We start from the raw sequence: 16,447 nt of genomic DNA, 5'->3' as shown, positions 1-16,447 counted from the left end.
CCTCCCCTCAGCGGGGCTCGAACGCCGGAGTCGCGACGTCGGTCACGAGCTGTCTGAGCCATGCATTGGCCGCCGAGGAATCGGCTGCCTCGTGCCAGTAGAGATAGCGGTCAAGCCCCGCGTCCGGCGCCGGGAAGGGCACGATGGCGTGACCGAAAGCCGAGTTCATCACGGCTGCCTGGCTGGCCGGCAGGGTGAGCGCGAAGCCGGTCTCTGCCACGACCCTGAACGCGGCGAAGTACTGCTGGCAGCGGAGTGCCACATGCCGCTGTGCACCGCGTTTCTGCAGGGCGACGTCCTCGAGGCTGGCGCCGCGGCGCCGCGAGCTCACCAGCACATGGTTCCATTCGAGGTAGGTTTCGAGATCCGGCGCGGTGCCTGCACCCGGGTGGTTCTGCCGCACGACCACCACGAGCGAGTCCGTGCCGAGCCGGGTCTGGCGCAAGGCGCCCGACCCGGGCAGCAGCACGTCGATCGCGGCATCGAGCAGACCTGACGCGAGATCGGCCTCCACGCGGCGCCGGTCGATCCGCACCGCGGCCAGTTCCACGGACGGCGCTGTGGCAGACACCCGCGCCACCAGAGCTGGCAGCAGCACCGCTTCCAGCTCCGCCCTCAGGCCCAGAACAAAGCGCCGGTGGCTCGCGACCGGATCGAAGGGTCCCGATTCGTTCAGCGTGCCTTCCAGCGTCCGCAGTGCCTGGCGCACCGGCTCGACGAGATTGCGTGCCAGCGGCGTGGGGTTCATCGACTGCCCCTGCCGCACGAACAGCGGATCCCCGAACATCTCGCGCAGGCGTGACAGCGCGTGGCTGATGGCCGGCTGGGACAGGTGCAGCTTCTCCGCGGCCCGGGTGATGCCACCTTCGGAGTAGATGGTCTCGAACACCACGAAGAGATTCAGGTCGACGCGGGAGATATGCAGGGCTCTCATGACCGCCATTCGGAGAACGCATTGGCCCCATTGTCGCTGCCGGTCTACGCTGCCGGCAATCCCGCTGGGGAAGCTACCGGAGGCAGGCAATGCAGTTCGAGCACACCACGAAGGTCAGGCAACTCATGGAGCGCGTGAGCGCGTTCATGGAGGCGCACGTCTATCCGAACGAAGCCCGATTCGAGGCGGAGGTGGCCGAAGGCGACCGGTGGGCACCGACCCGGCTCATCGAGGAACTCAAGGCGAAGGCAAGGGCACAGGGTCTGTGGAACCTGTTCCTGCCCGAATCGTCGCATGGCGCCGGACTCACGAACCTCGAGTACGCACCGCTTGCCGAGATCATGGGGCGCGTCCAATGGGCCTCCGAAGTCTTCAACTGCAGCGCGCCGGACACCGGCAACATGGAAGTGCTCTCGCGTTACGGCAACGAGGCGCAGAAGGATCGCTGGCTGAAGCCGCTGCTGGCCGGCGAGATCCGTTCTGCCTTCGCGATGACCGAACCGGCCGTGGCGTCGAGCGACGCCACGAACATCCAGGCGAGCATCGCCCGGCAGGGTGACGACTACGTGATCAACGGGCGCAAGTGGTGGACCTCGGGTGCGAACGACCCGCGGTGCAAAGTCCTCATCTTCATGGGCAAGACCGCGCCCGACCATCCGAACCGGCACGAACAGCAGTCCATGCTGGTCATGCCGATGGATCTGCCGGGTATCCGCGTGCTGCGCCATCTGCCCGTGTTCGGTTACGACGATGCTCCGCATGGACACGCCGAAGTGGATTTCAAGGATGTGCGGGTAAAGGTCGCCGACAGTCTGCTGCTCGGCGAAGGCCGAGGTTTCGAGATCGCGCAGGGCCGTCTGGGCCCCGGGCGGATCCATCACTGCATGCGCCTGATCGGCTTGTCCGAACGCGCGCTGGAGCGGATGTGCCGGCGCACGCTGGACCGCGTTGCCTTCGGCAAACCGGTCGCGGAACAAGGCGTCACGCTGGAGCGCATCGCAGAGTCACGCATCATGATCGACCAGACGCGTTTCCTGGTCCTGAACGCCGCGTACATGATGGACACCGTGGGCAACAAGGCCGCGCGCAAGGAGATCGCCATGATCAAGGTGGCGGCGGCGAACATGGCCTGCCGTGTGATCGACTGGGCGATCCAGGCCCATGGCGGCTGTGGGGTGACCGATGACTCGGGCCTCCCGCACGCCTATGCGAGCGCCCGCACGCTGCGGCTGGCGGACGGCCCGGACGAAGTGCACCGCAACCAGATCGGCAAGCTCGAGCTGGCGCGCTACAAGGCGCCTCGCCACTGAGCACCGCATGGGCAACGTGACCTACGATCCCGCGGCGTCCATCGTGGCGGCTGTCACCTCCATGCCGATGGCGAAGGAACTCGGGCTCCGGTTCCTGCAGATCGGCGCGGGTGAGGCCGTGGTGGAGATTCCTTTCGACGAGCGCTGGACGTTCCGGCCGGGGCAGTATCAGGCCACGCCAGTCTTTGCGGTGGCCGACTTTGCCGGCGTCTGCGCGGCGGCCAGCGTGCTGGCAGAGGGCTGGTTCGTCGCGACGGTCGACGTGTCGCTGAAGATGCTCGCCCCTGCGAAGGAGGGCGATCTGCGGGCGCGCGGCCGGGTCGTCGGTCCGGGCAAGCTCCTGACGGTGGCATCGGCCGACGTCTATTGGGTCAAGGACGGGCGGGAAACCCTGTGCGCCACGGCGCTGGTGACCGCGCGCAATCTCCCGCCTGTCTGAAGCGGTGCCGACTCAGCGCCGCACGTCGAGCAGTTCGACCTCGAAGACGAGCACGGCATTGGGAGGGATGACGCCACCCGCTCCGCGCTCTCCGTAGGCGATACCGGGGGGGCACGTAAGCTTGGCCTTGCCGCCGACCTTCATCTTCTGCACGCCCTCGGTCCAGCACTTGATCACGCGGTTCAGGCGGAATTCCGCAGGTTCGTTGCGCGAATACGAACTGTCGAATTCGCGTCCATCCGGAAACATGCCCTTGTAGTGCACCTTCACCGAGTCCGACGCGGCAGGGCTTGCTCCCTTTCCTTCCTGCAGCACGCGGTACACGAGGCCGCTGTCGGTGACGGCGGCGCCGGGTTCCTTCGCCGCGGCCTTGAGAACGTCCGATTGCGCCCACGCGGAAACACTGGCCGAGAACAACAGGAGTGCGAGGATTCGTTTCATGGCGATTTTCCGGGGAGTGAAGAAAGGCGCGGATGATTCCATGCCCCGCATCCGTACGCAAACGCGCAGCGGCATGCCCATCGCGCCACGATCACCGGGCCATCGCTTTGAGAAGTGCCGTCTCGGTCATGGTCAGCATGATGTCGATCTCCTCGGCCGTCACATTGAGGGCAGGCATGAGCCGCAGGAAGTTGGGCCGCGGAGCGTTCAGCAGCAGGCCATCTTCCCGTGCGATGTCCACGACACCGGCCGCGATGTCCCGACCGAGATCCAAGGCGAGCAGCAGCCCGCGTCCGCGCACGTCGCCCAGGCCGTGGCGGGAGGACAACTGCTTCAGTCCCTGAGTGAGCCGCATGCCCAGGGCCTCGACGCCCGCCAGGAATCCGGGCGCGAGCACGGCATCCATCACCACGCTCCCCACGGCCGTCATGAGCGGATTGCCGTTGTAGGTGCCGCCTTGATCACCATGATCGAAGCAGGACACCGCCTTGGTCGCCACGAGCGCGGCAAGCGGCACGCCGCCTCCCAGCATCTTGCCCAGCGTCATGATGTCGGGCGCCACGTCGGCATGCTCGTATCCCCACAGCTTGCCCGTGCGTCCGACCCCGGTCTGGATCTCGTCCACGATCAGCAGCAGTCCGCGACGCTGTGTGAGCGCCCGCAGGTCGCGCAGGAATTCGCTGGTGGCGGGAATCACTCCGGCTTCGCCCTGGATCGGCTCCAGCATCACGGCGACCGTCTTGTCGGTGATCAGACGCTCCACCGAAGCAAGATCGTTCAGCGTCGCCTTGGGAAAGCCGGGCACCTTGGGTTCGAAAAGATCGCGGAACGCGGCCTTGCCGGACGCCGACATGGTGGCCAGGGTCCGTCCGTGGAACGAGTTGTCGAAGGTGATGATCTCGTAGGCTCCGCCACGATGGCGCGAGCCCCACTTGCGCGCGAGCTTGATCGCCCCCTCGTTGGCTTCGGCGCCGCTGTTGGTGAAGAACACCTGGTCGAACACACTGTGCCTGACGATGCGCTCGGCGAGACCGATGGACGGCTCGTTGAAGAACGCCGGGCTGGGCGTGATGAGCTTGCGGGACTGTTCGGCGAGCACATCGCTGATGGCACGGGGCGAATGTCCCAGGCAGTTGACCGCCCACCCCTGAACGAAATCGAGATAGCGCTTGCCCGTGTGGTCCCATAGCCACGAACCTTCGCCGCGGACGAAGACGATGGGAGGGCGGGAGGTGATCTCCATGAGGGTGGAGACCGGGTAGTCGCTGAAGTTCATTTGACGGTGCTCGAGGGTTGGGACGGGTGCACTGCCGCATCCGGAATGCCGGGCCGGGCACGCGCACCGGCAATTCTCCGGCCCGTGCGGAATCCCGGTCAAGAAACGCGATGAGGTCCTACCGCATCCTGGACGGTGTCCTGACGGTCGGACCCGCCTGCATGAATGCTCCCCAGCCGCGGTGGTGGAGCGTGCGGGGATCCGCCACCGTCCGGTCGACGCGGGCGCGAAGCACTTCGAGGACGAAGAAGTTGTAGGCCTTGACGAAGCGCGTGTCGATCACCCTGCATTCCAGGTTGGCATAGCATTCACGCACCAGCGGGACGTCCACCGCAGTGCCGGCCACGCGGGTGAGACCGAAGGCGTCGAACTTGTCGCCGTCTCGTCCCGACGTGTTGCCGCACCCCACCACGGCGTCGGTCAACTCCGCTGTCGGGATGTTGATGGCGCACTGCTTCGAACCCCTGAGCAGCGAGAAGCTGTGGTTGCGGTTGCTCACGACGCAGCCGACCTTCGGCGGTTCGAACTCCATCATCACGTGCCACGAGAGCGTCATCACGTTGTCGCGTCCGCGATGGGACGTGGACAGCAGCACCACAGGCCCCGGTTCGAGCAGACCGTAGACGTCGCGCAGCGGAAAGGCGCGCTTGCTCAAGAGGGAGGGCCGCCGTCGGGAACGGCAGGGCCCGGCTCCGTCAGTGCAGCAAGGGGCCTCAACCCGCCTTGGCTGCCTTGCTCGCCAGCTTCTGGTCGAAGCGCTCGCGATTGATCACGAAGCGCTCGTGCCGGCCACGGGAGATGACGTCGACGCCGTCCGTGGCCTCGACCGTGAAGACGAGCTTCTTGCCTTCCACCGCGATCAGCTCGGCGTCGACGGTCACGCGCATGCCGGGCGGAGTGGCGGCCTCGTGGCTCACGTCGATGTGGGTACCCACGGTCTGCTCGGCCGGCCAGTCCAGATGGGGAAGGGCGAGCTCGAGGCAGGCCCATTCGAGCAGTCCCACCATGAAGCCCGTTGCGAAGACCTCCGGCATTTCCTGGAACCGCTCCGACTCCGGATAGAGCGCTGCGACGGTCTTGGTCCTGGGTACGACGAAACTGTGCTGGTGCTTGAGTCCCGGTTTGAGCGATTCCTTCATGCGGTGTCCTTTTCCGGCCCGGCTCAGACGGCCACGGGCGCCTTGATGTGGGGGTGAGGATCGTATCCGACGAGCGTGAAATCCTCGAAGCGGAACGCGAAGAGATCATCCACCGCGGGGTTGAGCTTCATCACGGGCAGCGGGCGCAGTTCACGGCTCAGCTGTTCCCGGGCCTGATCGAGGTGGTTCAGGTAGAGGTGGGCATCGCCGAAGGTGTGAATGAACTCTCCGGGAGCGAGCTTGCACACCTGCGCGACCATGAGCGTGAGCAGCGCATAGGATGCGATGTTGAATGGCACGCCAAGGAAGATGTCTGCGCTGCGCTGGTAGAGCTGGCAGGACAGACGCCCGTCGGCGACGTAGAACTGGAAGAGCGCATGGCAGGGGGCGAGCGCCATTCGCGGAATGTCCGCCGGGTTCCATGCCGATACGATCAGACGGCGCGAATCCGGCGAGCGGCGGATATCGGCGAGAAGCTGGGCGATCTGATCGACATGTCCGCCCTCCGGGGTCGGCCAGGATCGCCACTGGTGGCCGTAGACAGGTCCCAGCTCGCCGTTCTCGTCCGCCCATTCGTCCCAGATGCTGACGCCGTTCTCGCGGAGATAGCGGACGTTCGTGTCCCCCGAGAGGAACCACAGCAGTTCGTGGACGATCGATTTGAGGTGAAGCTTCTTGGTCGTGACGAGCGGGAAGCCATCGGCGAGGTCGAAGCGCAACTGGGCGCCGAAGACGCTCAGCGTGCCCGTGCCGGTGCGATCGGTCTTGCGCGTGCCGGTTTTCAGCACCCGCCGCATGAGGTCGTGATATTGCTCCATGGAGTCTCCGGCGCGCAGGCGGCCGAGTACGGACGAAGCCGAATGTTATCGGATCGGACGCCTCAGTCCGCCGTCCGCGAGCGGATCCATGCCTCGAGCGCGTCCCGGTCCATGGGGCGGCCGAAGTGGTATCCCTGGGCCTTGTCGCAGTGTTCGGCACGCAGAAAGGCAAGCTGCTCGTCCGTCTCCACCCCTTCGGCCGTGATGGACAGCCGCATGCTGCGGCCGATGGCGATGATGGCGCGCACGATGCTGGCGTCGTTCTCGTCATCGACCACGTCGCGCACGAACGACTGGTCGACCTTGAGCGAATCGATGGGGAATCGCTTGAGGAACGACAGCGAGGAATACCCTGTGCCGAAGTCGTCCACCGAGATGCGCACGCCGCTCGATCGCAATTGCCGCAGGATGTGCGTCGCCGCCTCGGGGTTCTCCATCATGCTGCTCTCGGTCACCTCCAGCTCGAGCCTTGCCGGATCGAAGCCCGTCGTCTGCAGCACCAGCGCGATCCTGGCGGCGAGGTCGCGCTCCCGGAATTGCCGCGGCGACAGATTCACCGCCACCCGCAGCTGATCCGCCCCGGGCGCATCGAGGCTGCCCAGCTGGCGGCAGGCCTCCTCCAGGACCCACGCGCCGATGGGCACGATGAGGCCCGTGTCCTCGGCGAGCGGAATGAACTTGCCCGGAGCCACGAGACCGAGATCCGGATGCCGCCAGCGCAGCAGCGTCTCCACGCCCTCGATGCGGCCCGAACACAGGTCGATGATGGGCTGGTAATGCAGCACCAGTTCCCGGCGGTCCAGCGCCTTGCGCAGTGCCGTCTCCAGCATGAGATGCTCGAACGACGCAGCCGTTGCCTCAGGCGAGTGGAACTGAAAGCCGTTCCGTCCCTGCTGCTTGGCGCGGTACATCGCGATGTCCGCGTTCTTGAGCAGCGTCTGCGCGTCCGTGCCGTCGTCGGGTGCCACGGCGATGCCGATGCTTGCCGACACGTAAAGATCGTGCCCGTCGACCCGGAGTGGCTCGGTGAGGACCCCGATCAGCTTCTGCGCCAGCGTGGCGGCTTCCTGCACGCCATGCACATCGTCCATCAGCACGACGAACTCGTCGCCGCCCAGGCGGCATATGGTGTCCGCGGACCGCACGTTCTGCCGGAACCGTGCCGCCACAGCCTGGAGCAGGCGGTCGCCGGCGTCGTGGCCCAGCGTGTCGTTCACGTTCTTGAAACGGTCCAGATCCACGAACAGCACGGCAGTCTGGTGCTGACCGCGTACGCCCCGCGCCAGGGCGACCTGCAGGTGCTCGGCGAGCATGGAGCGGTTGGGCGGTTGCGTGAGCTGGTCGTGGGTCGCGAGGTATTCCAGCATCTGCTCGTTCTGTTTGCGCGCCGTGATGTCGTTCACGATGCCGAAGTGGCCCAGGACGTGTCCCTGGGCATCCACATGCGGAAGATAGTGGACGTCCAGGAAGTGCTCGCGGCCTTCGTGGTCGCGCGATTGCCTCTCGTAGCGCACCTCGTGGCCGTTCTGCACCTGGGCCAGCCTGGGGCCGATCTCCTCGTAGAGCTTGACACCGATGATGTCCCGGGACAGCTTGCCCAGTGCCTGCTCGCGAGTGGTCCCGAACCAGCGTTCGAACGCGCGGTTCACGAACTCGTAGCGCTGGTCCTGGTTCACGTAAGAGATGATCATCGGCAGCGCGTCGAGAATCATCCGCAGCTGTTCCCGCCCGCGGCCGATCTCTGCAAGCGCGCGGTCGCGTTCCATGGTGATGGCCAGGACATTGGTGCCGATGTCCAGCAGCTTGCGTTCGGCCGCGGTCGGGGCACGCGGTTCGCCGTAGTAGGCCGCGAAGCTGCCGAGGACCGCGCCGTCCGCGCCCACGATGGGCACGGACCAGCATGCCCTCAGTCCATGCGGCAGGGCAGCGGCCCGGAAGTCCCGCCACAGGGGATCGGTGGCGATGTCCTCGACGATGACAGGCTCCCGCCGATAAGCCGCCGTTCCGCAGGACCCCACGCTGGGTCCGATGGCCAGCCCTTCGATGGCGGCGCAGTATTCCGCAGGAAGACTCGGGGCCGCGATGCCGTACAGATGGCCGTCGCGCAATTCCAGCACGGAGCAGCGGATCCCCGGACACTGCGCCTCGACGGCGATCGCCAAGGCTCCCGCCACGTCGGCCACGGGGCGTCCGCGCGACGCCATGTCGAGAAGCTGCTTCTCCGTCTCGAGCCGTTCGCCTGCGACCCTGGCCTCGGTCACATCCTGGGCATCCAGCAGGTACAGCGCGCCACCATCGGCCGGATCGGTGAGGCGCAGGCACTTCACGTCATGCCAGCGCGGACCGTTCTGCGTTTCGATTTTCAGCCGCCGGGAGAAGATCCGCCCCGAGCCCGCAACCGCACGCGCCTCCTCTGCCGTCCTTGAGCTGCCGAGTTGCAGAGCCAGATCGTCGAAGTACCGATCCACGGCACGGGGGCCGAACGCGTGCTCGACGGCCGGATTGCGCGCAATGGACGCGCCGTCCGGCCGGTGAAGCGAAACCAGCGCTGCCGTATGGGTGAACGCCTCGACCTTTCTCAGGAGGGAATCGCGGTCTTCGTCGCGCGCGAGGTCGGCGGCCTCGAACATCAGGGCCGTGTCGCCGCCCTCCATCGCCAGGGCCCGAACGTGGACGTCCTTGATCACTGCCGCGCCCGCTTGCCCGAACGACCACCGCTGGACAATGCGGGCGCCGCCACGCACTTCGTCGAGCAGAGCGGGGCTCCACGACCTGGCGATCCCGCCGCCGTTCGCAAGATCGCGGGCCGCGAGTATCTCGATGCTGTCCGCTTGCCAGAGGGCGAGCGCGGCATCGTTGGCCCAGAGCAGACGTCTGCCGCGAGGATCGCTCAGCCACACGGGTGTGGTCAGTTCGTCGAAGAGGCGCAGTTCGTCGAGGTGAAGCGGAATCCGCGGTATGGCCGCGGCAGGATGTCTCACGGCTGCCGTCTCACGTGCCGGAGAACCGGCATTCCCGTCGCGAAGGCCCGCAGCGGCTGCGAGGGCCGTGGTACGCTGCAATTTTGGCGAAGACGGGTTGGACGATGTCGGGTAATACGCTGGGACGTTCGTTTTGCGTGACTTCCTTCGGGGAAAGCCACGGTCCGGGAATCGGGTGCGTGGTGGACGGGTGCCCGCCGGGCATGGCGCTCACGGAGGCGGACATCCAGGCAGATCTGGACCGCCGCAAGCCCGGCACGTCGCGTTTCGTCACCCAGCGCAAGGAAGGAGACATCGTCGAGATCCTCTCCGGCGTGTTCGAAGGCCGTACCACCGGAACACCCATCGCGCTGCTGATCCGCAACACCGACCAGCGGAGCCAGGACTACGGCAACATCGCGCAGACGTTCCGCCCCGGTCATGCAGACTACACCTATTGGATGAAGTACGGAATTCGCGACCACAGGGGCGGCGGACGCCAATCGGCGCGCGAAACGGCGGTGCGCGTGGCGGCCGGCGCGGTGGCGAGAAAATGGCTGCGGGAAAGACATGGCGTCTCGATCCGTGGCTACCTTTCCCAACTGGGGCCGATACCGCTTGCATTCAAGGGATGGGAGGGGGTGAACGCCAATCCGTTCTTCTGCGCCGACCCCGATGCCGTCGCGGAACTCGAGACGTACATGGACGCGTTGCGCAAGTCCGGCGACTCCGTGGGCGCGAAGGTGACGGCCGTCGCATCGGGTGTCCCGCCAGGCTGGGGCGAGCCGGTCGACGACAAGCTCGACGCCGAGATCGCCTATGCCATGATGGGCATCAACGCCGTGAAGGGCGTGGAGATCGGCGCGGGTTTCGCCTCCGTCGCCCAGCGGGGGACGGAGCATGGCGACGAAATGACGCCGGAAGGTTTCCTGTCCAACAACGCAGGCGGGATACTCGGCGGAGTCTCCACGGGCCAGGACGTCGTCGTCCACGTCGCGATCAAGCCCACGTCCAGCATCCGTCTCGCGCGGCGCTCGGTGGACAAGTCGGGACGTCCGGCCACCGTCGAGACTTTCGGCCGCCACGATCCCTGTGTGGGAATCCGCGCGACCCCCATCGCGGAGGCCATGCTGGCCATCGTGTTGATGGACCACGCGTTGCGGCACCGCGCCCAGAACGCCGACGTCTTGCCGGACACGCCCGTGCTTCCCGCAGCCGCTCCGGAAGGCGCGCGCGGACGGTATCCGCTGTCACCCAGCCGAACATCGACCGATCCCGAAGGCCGGCAGGACTGATCCGGTCCGCCGGCCGGCACGTACCGTGACCCTGCGCGAATTCCCCGCCGGTCTTTCGGGTGACGCGGGAAAGCCATGACCCGGCCCGTACCTGCAGCACCGCTCGCATCGTTCTACTTCTGCTACTTCGCATTCCTCGGTGCCTATGCGCCGTTCTGGCCCCTGTACCTGAAGTCGGTGGGCATGAGCGCCGCCCAGATCGGTACGCTGCTGTCCCTTGTGCCGATCACCCGCGTGGTGGGGCCCGCCCTGTGGGGGTGGCTCGCGGATCACCGCGGCCGCCGCGTTCCGGTCGTCAAGCTCACGTCGGTGGCAACGCTGATCGCCTTTTGCGGCGCATTCGCCGGAACGTCCTACGCATGGCTGTTCTGCGTGATGCTGGTCATGAACGCATTCTGGTGCGGCTCGCTGCCCTTGGTGGAAGCGACCACCATGGCCCACCTGGGGGATCGGGTCGCGGACTACGGACGGATTCGTGCCTGGGGATCGGTCGGATTCGTGGCCGTGGTCGTGGCTGCGGGCTATCTGCTGGATGCAGCCGGCGTCGGGTCGCTGCTATGGCTCATTGCCGTGCTGCTCGCGTTGCACGCTGCGTCGTCGTTCGCGGTGCCCGAAGCGCCGCCCCATGTGCATCACGAACAGGTCCAGGGCATCCTGCAGATCCTGAGGCAGCCGCCGGTGCTGGCTCTTTTCGCCGGCTGCTTCCTGATGTCGGTCTCGCACGGCCCTTATCACACCTTCTATTCCATCTGGCTCGTCGAACACGGTTACACCAAGGCGCACGTGGGCTGGCTGTGGGCGCTGGGCGTGATCAGCGAGATCGTCGTCTTCTTCTACTGGACACGGCTCACCTCGCGTTTCGATGCACGCGCACTGCTCCTCGCCGCCTATGCGATCGCGTGCATGCGCTTCGCCGCCATCGGCTGGCTGCCCGATTCCGTGACCATGATCGTCGCGGGGCAGGTGGCACACGCCGCCACGTTCGGTGTCTTCCACGGGTCCGCGGTCGCGCTCACGCACCGGTTCTTCCGCGGCCGCCATCAGTCGAAGGGCCAGGCGCTCTATTCAGGAATCGGCTTCGGCGCGGGCGGTGCGGTGGGCGGACTCGCGGCAGGTTTCCTGTGGGATCACACCGGCGGCGCGTGGACGTTCACGGCCGGGGCCGCGGCGGGGCTGGCGGCGTTTGCCGTGACGTGGCGTTGGTTGCGTGTTCCGCTTGCCGGTTCGCGCGCGGTCCGCGCGGTGCAAGGCTGATCGACACGCCACGAGGCGGTGAGCCCGGGGACCCTTGTGCCATAATCGCGGGCTCTCTGGAGAGCATCTCATGCAGCCCCAAACGCTATACGACAAGCTCTGGTCGAGCCACGTGGTGCGGGAGGAATCCGACGGCACCGCGCTCATCTACATCGATCGTCATCTCGTGCACGAGGTGACCAGTCCGCAGGCGTTCGAAGGACTGAAGCTGGCCGGGCGCAAGCCCTGGCGAATCGAATCGGTCGTCGCCACCGCAGACCACAACACGCCTACCAGGAACTGGGACCAGGGGATCCAGGATCCCATCTCGCGTCTTCAGGTCGAGACGCTGGACCGGAACATCCGCGAATTCGGCGCCCGGGCCTACTTTCCGTTCCTCGACAAGCGACAGGGCATCGTCCACGTGATCGGACCGGAGCAGGGTGCCACCCTGCCGGGAATGACCGTCGTCTGCGGGGATTCCCACACGAGCACCCACGGAGCCTTCGCCGCGCTCGCGTTCGGCATCGGCACGTCGGAGGTCGAGCACGTCCTCGCCACCCAGTGCCTCACCATGAAGAAGGCCAAGTCGCTGGCCGTCCAGGTGAACGGCGCGCTGGGCAAGGGTGTCACGGCGAAGGACGTGGTGCTCGCGATCATCGGCAAGATCGGCACGGCAGGCGGCACGGGTCACGCCATAGAGTTCGGTGGCGCGGCAATCCGCGGTCTGTCCGTGGAAGGACGCATGACCCTCTGCAACATGGCCATCGAGGCGGGCGCCCGCGCGGGCATGGTGGCCGTGGACGAAAAGACCATCGAGTACCTGCGCGGCCGCACTTTCTCGCCCAAGGGGGACCTCTGGGACCGTGCGGTGGCGTACTGGCGGACCTTGCGCAGCGACGAAGGCGCGCAGTTCGACAAGGTGATCACGCTGAACGGCGCCGACATCGTGCCGCAGGTGACGTGGGGCACGTCGCCCGAGATGGTGGACAGCGTCCTGGCTTCCGTGCCGGACCCGGCGAAGATCGAGGACCCCGTGCGCCGCCAGTCCGTCGAGCGGGCCCTCAACTACATGGGCCTGCAACCCAACACGCCCATCACCGCCATCAAGATCGACAAGGTGTTCATCGGCTCCTGCACCAATTCGCGCATCGAGGATCTGCGCGCTGCCGCCGACGTCGTCAAGGGCCGCCGGGTGGCTGCGAACGTGAAACTCGCGATGGTGGTCCCGGGGTCCGGACTGGTGAAGCGCCAGGCGGAGGACGAGGGACTGGACCGGATCTTCCGCGAGGCCGGATTCGAATGGCGCGAGCCCGGCTGTTCCATGTGTCTGGCGATGAATGACGACCGGCTCGATGCCGGTGAACGTTGCGCCTCCACCTCGAACCGCAATTTCGAAGGGCGCCAGGGAGCGGGTGGACGGACGCATCTGGTGAGCCCTGCGATGGCCGCCGCGGCCGCAGTGGCTGGCCGGTTCGTCGATGTGCGGCAGTTGTAAGCGAGGAACAGCATGGAAAAGTTCACCGTACTGCAAGGCGTCGTGGCGCCGCTCGACCGGCCCAACGTCGATACCGATGCCATCATTCCCAAGCAGTTCCTGAAGTCCATCAAGCGCAGCGGTTTCGGCCCGAACCTGTTCGACGAGTGGCGTTACATGGATCACGGCGAACCGGGCATGGATCCGGCCTCTCGCGTGCCGAACCCCAACTTCGTGCTCAACCAGCCCCGCTTCAAGGGCGCCTCCATTCTGCTGGCGCGCGAAAACTTCGGTTGCGGCTCCTCGCGTGAGCACGCGCCGTGGGCGCTCATGGACTTCGGATTCCGCGCGGTCATCGCGCCGAGCTACGCGGACATCTTCTTCAACAACAGCTTCAAGAACGGACTGCTGCCGGTGATCCTGCCGGCATCGACGGTCGACCGGCTGTTCGCCGAAACGCAGGCGACGCCCGGTTACCGGTTGACCGTGGACCTCGTTCGGCAGAAGGTCGTGACGCCCGGTGGACAGGAATTCGACTTCACCGTCGACGCGTTCCGCCGCCATTGCCTGCTGGAAGGTCTGGACGAGATCGGGCTGACGCTCCAGCACGCGGAGACCATCAAGGCGTACGAGGATCGACGCCGCGCCGAGCAGCCCTGGCTGTTCGTGTGAGCGCGCCCTTCCTGCGGGGCAGGGATCAAACGAAAGGAATCCGATGAAGATTGCGATATTGCCCGGAGACGGGATCGGCCCGGAGATCGTCCGGCAAGCGACGAAGGTTCTGGAAGTGCTGCGCCGCGACGGCGCGACGATCGAAATGGAGACCGCGCCCATCGGCGGCGCGGGCTACGACGCCTCGGGCGACCCCCTGCCTGCGCCGACCCTGGACCTGGCGCGGTCGGCGGACGCCATTCTGCTGGGGGCCGTGGGCGGTCCCAGGTACGACACGTTGCCGCGGCCCGTGCGGCCCGAGCAGGGGCTCTTGCGCATCCGCAAGGAACTGGGCCTGTTCACCAACCTGCGTCCCGCCATGGTGTACGAGGAACTCGCCGATGCGTCGTCGCTCAAGCCGGAACTGGTCGCGGGCCTCGACATCATGATCCTGCGGGAACTCACCGGGGACATCTACTTCGGGCAGCCGCGCGGCCGCCGGGCGCTCGAGAACGGGGAACGCGAGGGATTCGACACGATGAAATACTCGGAGTCCGAGATTGCGCGCATCGCGCGGGTGGGCTTCGAGATCGCCCGCAAGCGCGCGCGCAGGCTGTGCTCCGTGGACAAGGCGAACGTGCTCGACACCAGCATCCTGTGGCGCGAGGTCGTGAACGAGATCGCCAAGGGTTATCCGGATGTCGAGCTGTCGCACATGTACGTGGACAACGCGGCCATGCAACTGGTGCGGGCGCCCAAGCAGTTCGACGTCATTCTCACCGGCAACATGTTCGGCGACATTCTCTCGGACGAAGCCTCCATGCTGACAGGCTCCATCGGCATGCTTCCCTCCGCCTCGCTCGACGCCAACGACAAGGGGTTGTACGAGCCCATCCATGGATCGGCCCCGGACATCGCCGGACGCAATCTGGCCAATCCCCTCGCCACCATCCTGTCGGTGGCGATGATGATGCGCTACACCTTCGACGACACGGCGTCGGCCGACCGCATCGAAGCCGCCGTCCGGAAGGTGCTCCGGGAGGGATGCCGCACCGGTGACATCGCGAAACCCGGCGAAGCGAAGCTGGGCACGGAAGAGATGGGCGACGCTGTCGTGGCAGCGATGGGCGGCGGACACCGGTAACGACCACGTCCGGTCGGGCGGGCGAGCGAACAGGAACGGATTATGGCAAGAATGCGTGTGGGCTTCGTCGGCTGGCGAGGCATGGTGGGTTCGGTGCTGATGCAGCGGATGGTGGCGGAGCAGGATTTCACCGCCATCGATGCACGGTTCTTCAGCACATCCAACGTGGGCGGACCCGGACCTGCAATCGCGGGTTCGACGGCGGCGCTGGCGGACGCCAACGATGTCGCGGCGCTCGGGGCAATGGATGCCATCGTCTCCTGCCAGGGGGCGACTACACGACGTCGATTCATCCGAAGCTGCGCGAGGCAGGCTGGAAGGGATACTGGATCGACGCGGCGTCCTCGCTGCGCATGAAGGACGACGCCGTGATCATCCTGGATCCGGTCAACCGCGACGTCATCGACGCGTCCCTCGCCCGCGGGGTGAGGGACTACATCGGCGGCAATTGCACCGTGAGCCTCATGCTCATGGCGCTCAGCGGGCTGTTCAGGGACGACCTGGTGGAGTGGGTCACGGCAATGACCTACCAGGCCGCTTCGGGGGCCGGAGCGCAGAACATGCGCGAACTGGTGTTGCAGATGGGGGCCGCACATGCGGCCGGAAGGGCGGCGCTGGACGACCCCGCGACGGGGATCCTCGAACTCGACCGCGTCGTCCATCAGTCTCTTGCCAGCGCCGATTTTCCGGTGCAGAACTTCGGTCACCCGCTGGCCTGCAGCCTGCTGCCGTGGATCGACAAGGATCTGGGCAACGGGCAGAGCCGCGAGGAATGGAAGGCGATGGCCGAGGCGAACAAGATCCTCGGCAAGGCGGCCGCGGCCGTCGTTCCGGTCGATGGTGTCTGCGTGAGGGTGGGGGTGATGCGCTGCCACAGCCAGGCGCTGACCATCAAGTTGCGGCGCGACCTGCCATTGGCCGAGATCGAAGAGTGCCTTGCGGCCGCGCATTCCTGGGTGAAGGTCGTGCCGAACACGCGGGACGCTTCCCTGGCACAGCTCACACCCGCTGCTGTCTCGGGCAAGCTCGAGGTTCCGGTGGGCCGGCTGCGCAAGCTTCCCATGGGGCCGGAGTACCTGGCCGCTTTCACGGTGGGTGATCAGCTGCTGTGGGGAGCCGCCGAGCCGCTGCGGCGCATGCTGCGCATCCTGCTCGAGCGCTGAACGCTGCACCGGCCCTCTGCGGCCGCGACGTTTCTCGATGACCATTCCACCTTCTGGCGTCCTGCATGGCGCCGGATGGCGGCTCTCCCCGGTTTTTTCGCATTCCGACCCGCTCCGGCTCCATCTTCACTCTCCAGAAGGCGGCAAATGCGCCGAAAAAAGAGTCG

Annotated in this window: 14 protein-coding genes and 1 pseudogene; 8 read left to right on the top strand and 7 right to left on the bottom strand. The window is 66.4% G+C overall.

The features are described 5' to 3' along the window. Window positions 1-7: 7 nt before the first annotated feature. Window positions 8-925, bottom strand: a complete 918-nt coding sequence (locus tag IPK20_00810) for a LysR family transcriptional regulator (GenBank protein ID MBK8015367.1) — start codon at window positions 923-925, stop codon at window positions 8-10. A gap of 98 nt (window positions 926-1,023) precedes the next feature. Between IPK20_00810 and IPK20_00805 the strand changes: the two genes are divergently transcribed. Both IPK20_00805 and IPK20_00800 read left to right on the top strand, forming a co-directional pair. Further along, window positions 1,024-2,244, top strand: coding sequence for an acyl-CoA dehydrogenase family protein (locus tag IPK20_00805; GenBank protein MBK8015366.1), 1,221 nt, complete (start codon window positions 1,024-1,026; stop codon window positions 2,242-2,244). A gap of 61 nt (window positions 2,245-2,305) precedes the next feature. Further along, window positions 2,306-2,683, top strand: coding sequence for a PaaI family thioesterase (locus IPK20_00800; protein MBK8015365.1), 378 nt, complete (start codon window positions 2,306-2,308; stop codon window positions 2,681-2,683). Window positions 2,684-2,695: 12 nt separating this feature from the next. On the opposite strand, the gene IPK20_00795 is transcribed toward IPK20_00800, so the two are convergent. The 6 genes from IPK20_00795 to IPK20_00770 all read right to left on the bottom strand — a co-directional run bounded on the left by IPK20_00795 (window position 2,696) and on the right by IPK20_00770 (window position 9,338). Beyond that, complete coding sequence (locus IPK20_00795; GenBank protein MBK8015364.1) at window positions 2,696-3,124, bottom strand: FKBP-type peptidyl-prolyl cis-trans isomerase; 429 nt, start codon at window positions 3,122-3,124, stop codon at window positions 2,696-2,698. A 91-nt stretch (window positions 3,125-3,215) separates the two neighbouring features. Then, on the bottom strand, window positions 3,216-4,400 hold the full coding sequence (locus IPK20_00790) for an acetylornithine transaminase (protein ID MBK8015363.1): 1,185 nt from the start codon (window positions 4,398-4,400) through the stop codon (window positions 3,216-3,218). 118 nt (window positions 4,401-4,518) lie between these two features. Beyond that, the gene (locus IPK20_00785) at window positions 4,519-5,055 is read right to left on the bottom strand and encodes a flavin reductase family protein (protein MBK8015362.1); all 537 of its coding nucleotides are present in this window, start codon (window positions 5,053-5,055) and stop codon (window positions 4,519-4,521) included. 58 nt (window positions 5,056-5,113) lie between these two features. Beyond that, the gene (locus tag IPK20_00780) at window positions 5,114-5,539 is read right to left on the bottom strand and encodes a thioesterase family protein (GenBank protein ID MBK8015361.1); all 426 of its coding nucleotides are present in this window, start codon (window positions 5,537-5,539) and stop codon (window positions 5,114-5,116) included. Window positions 5,540-5,562: 23 nt separating this feature from the next. After that, window positions 5,563-6,357: a thymidylate synthase gene (locus IPK20_00775; protein ID MBK8015360.1), complete on the bottom strand. Its 795-nt coding sequence runs from the start codon at window positions 6,355-6,357 to the stop codon at window positions 5,563-5,565. Between the two features lie 62 nt (window positions 6,358-6,419). Then, a complete protein-coding gene (locus tag IPK20_00770; GenBank protein ID MBK8015359.1) occupies window positions 6,420-9,338 on the bottom strand; it encodes an EAL domain-containing protein in 2,919 nt (972 codons plus the stop codon). A gap of 104 nt (window positions 9,339-9,442) precedes the next feature. Here IPK20_00770 and aroC point away from each other — a divergent pair, with 104 nt between their 5' ends. From aroC to asd, 6 genes and pseudogenes are all read left to right on the top strand, one after another. After that, window positions 9,443-10,612: a chorismate synthase gene (gene aroC, locus IPK20_00765; protein ID MBK8015358.1), complete on the top strand. Its 1,170-nt coding sequence runs from the start codon at window positions 9,443-9,445 to the stop codon at window positions 10,610-10,612. 75 nt (window positions 10,613-10,687) lie between these two features. Further along, on the top strand, window positions 10,688-11,866 hold the full coding sequence (locus tag IPK20_00760) for an MFS transporter (GenBank protein ID MBK8015357.1): 1,179 nt from the start codon (window positions 10,688-10,690) through the stop codon (window positions 11,864-11,866). A 70-nt stretch (window positions 11,867-11,936) separates the two neighbouring features. Next, window positions 11,937-13,343, top strand: coding sequence for a 3-isopropylmalate dehydratase large subunit (gene leuC, locus IPK20_00755; GenBank protein MBK8015356.1), 1,407 nt, complete (start codon window positions 11,937-11,939; stop codon window positions 13,341-13,343). 12 nt (window positions 13,344-13,355) lie between these two features. Then, on the top strand, window positions 13,356-13,994 hold the full coding sequence (gene leuD / locus IPK20_00750) for a 3-isopropylmalate dehydratase small subunit (GenBank protein ID MBK8015355.1): 639 nt from the start codon (window positions 13,356-13,358) through the stop codon (window positions 13,992-13,994). A gap of 43 nt (window positions 13,995-14,037) precedes the next feature. Then, window positions 14,038-15,117 carry a 3-isopropylmalate dehydrogenase gene (gene leuB / locus IPK20_00745; protein MBK8015354.1) on the top strand — a complete coding sequence of 360 codons (1,080 nt, stop codon included), beginning with the start codon at window positions 14,038-14,040 and terminating at the stop codon, window positions 15,115-15,117. A gap of 51 nt (window positions 15,118-15,168) precedes the next feature. Continuing rightward, a pseudogene (asd, locus tag IPK20_00740) lies at window positions 15,169-16,280 on the top strand (aspartate-semialdehyde dehydrogenase). The last annotated feature ends 167 nt before the right edge of the window (window positions 16,281-16,447 follow it).

The organism is Betaproteobacteria bacterium (genome assembly GCA_016713305.1).
In the GTDB taxonomy this organism is placed as follows: Bacteria; Pseudomonadota; Gammaproteobacteria; order Burkholderiales.
This window is presented reverse-complemented; position numbering and strand designations above follow the sequence as displayed.

Bases quoted from the DNA above. Each gene is read 5' to 3' on its own strand.
- IPK20_00805 (MBK8015366.1), top strand. From the start codon at position 1,024: ATGCAGTTCGAGCACACCACGAAGGTCAGGCAACTCATGGAGCGCGTG.
- IPK20_00800 (MBK8015365.1), top strand. From the start codon at position 2,306: ATGCCGATGGCGAAGGAACTCGGGCTCCGGTTCCTGCAGATCGGCGCG.
- IPK20_00795 (MBK8015364.1), bottom strand. From the start codon at position 3,124: ATGAAACGAATCCTCGCACTCCTGTTGTTCTCGGCCAGTGTTTCCGCG.
- IPK20_00790 (MBK8015363.1), bottom strand. From the start codon at position 4,400: ATGAACTTCAGCGACTACCCGGTCTCCACCCTCATGGAGATCACCTCC.
- IPK20_00780 (MBK8015361.1), bottom strand. From the start codon at position 5,539: ATGAAGGAATCGCTCAAACCGGGACTCAAGCACCAGCACAGTTTCGTC.
- IPK20_00775 (MBK8015360.1), bottom strand. From the start codon at position 6,357: ATGGAGCAATATCACGACCTCATGCGGCGGGTGCTGAAAACCGGCACG.
- aroC (MBK8015358.1), top strand. From the start codon at position 9,443: ATGTCGGGTAATACGCTGGGACGTTCGTTTTGCGTGACTTCCTTCGGG.
- IPK20_00760 (MBK8015357.1), top strand. From the start codon at position 10,688: ATGACCCGGCCCGTACCTGCAGCACCGCTCGCATCGTTCTACTTCTGC.
- leuC (MBK8015356.1), top strand. From the start codon at position 11,937: ATGCAGCCCCAAACGCTATACGACAAGCTCTGGTCGAGCCACGTGGTG.
- leuD (MBK8015355.1), top strand. From the start codon at position 13,356: ATGGAAAAGTTCACCGTACTGCAAGGCGTCGTGGCGCCGCTCGACCGG.
- leuB (MBK8015354.1), top strand. From the start codon at position 14,038: ATGAAGATTGCGATATTGCCCGGAGACGGGATCGGCCCGGAGATCGTC.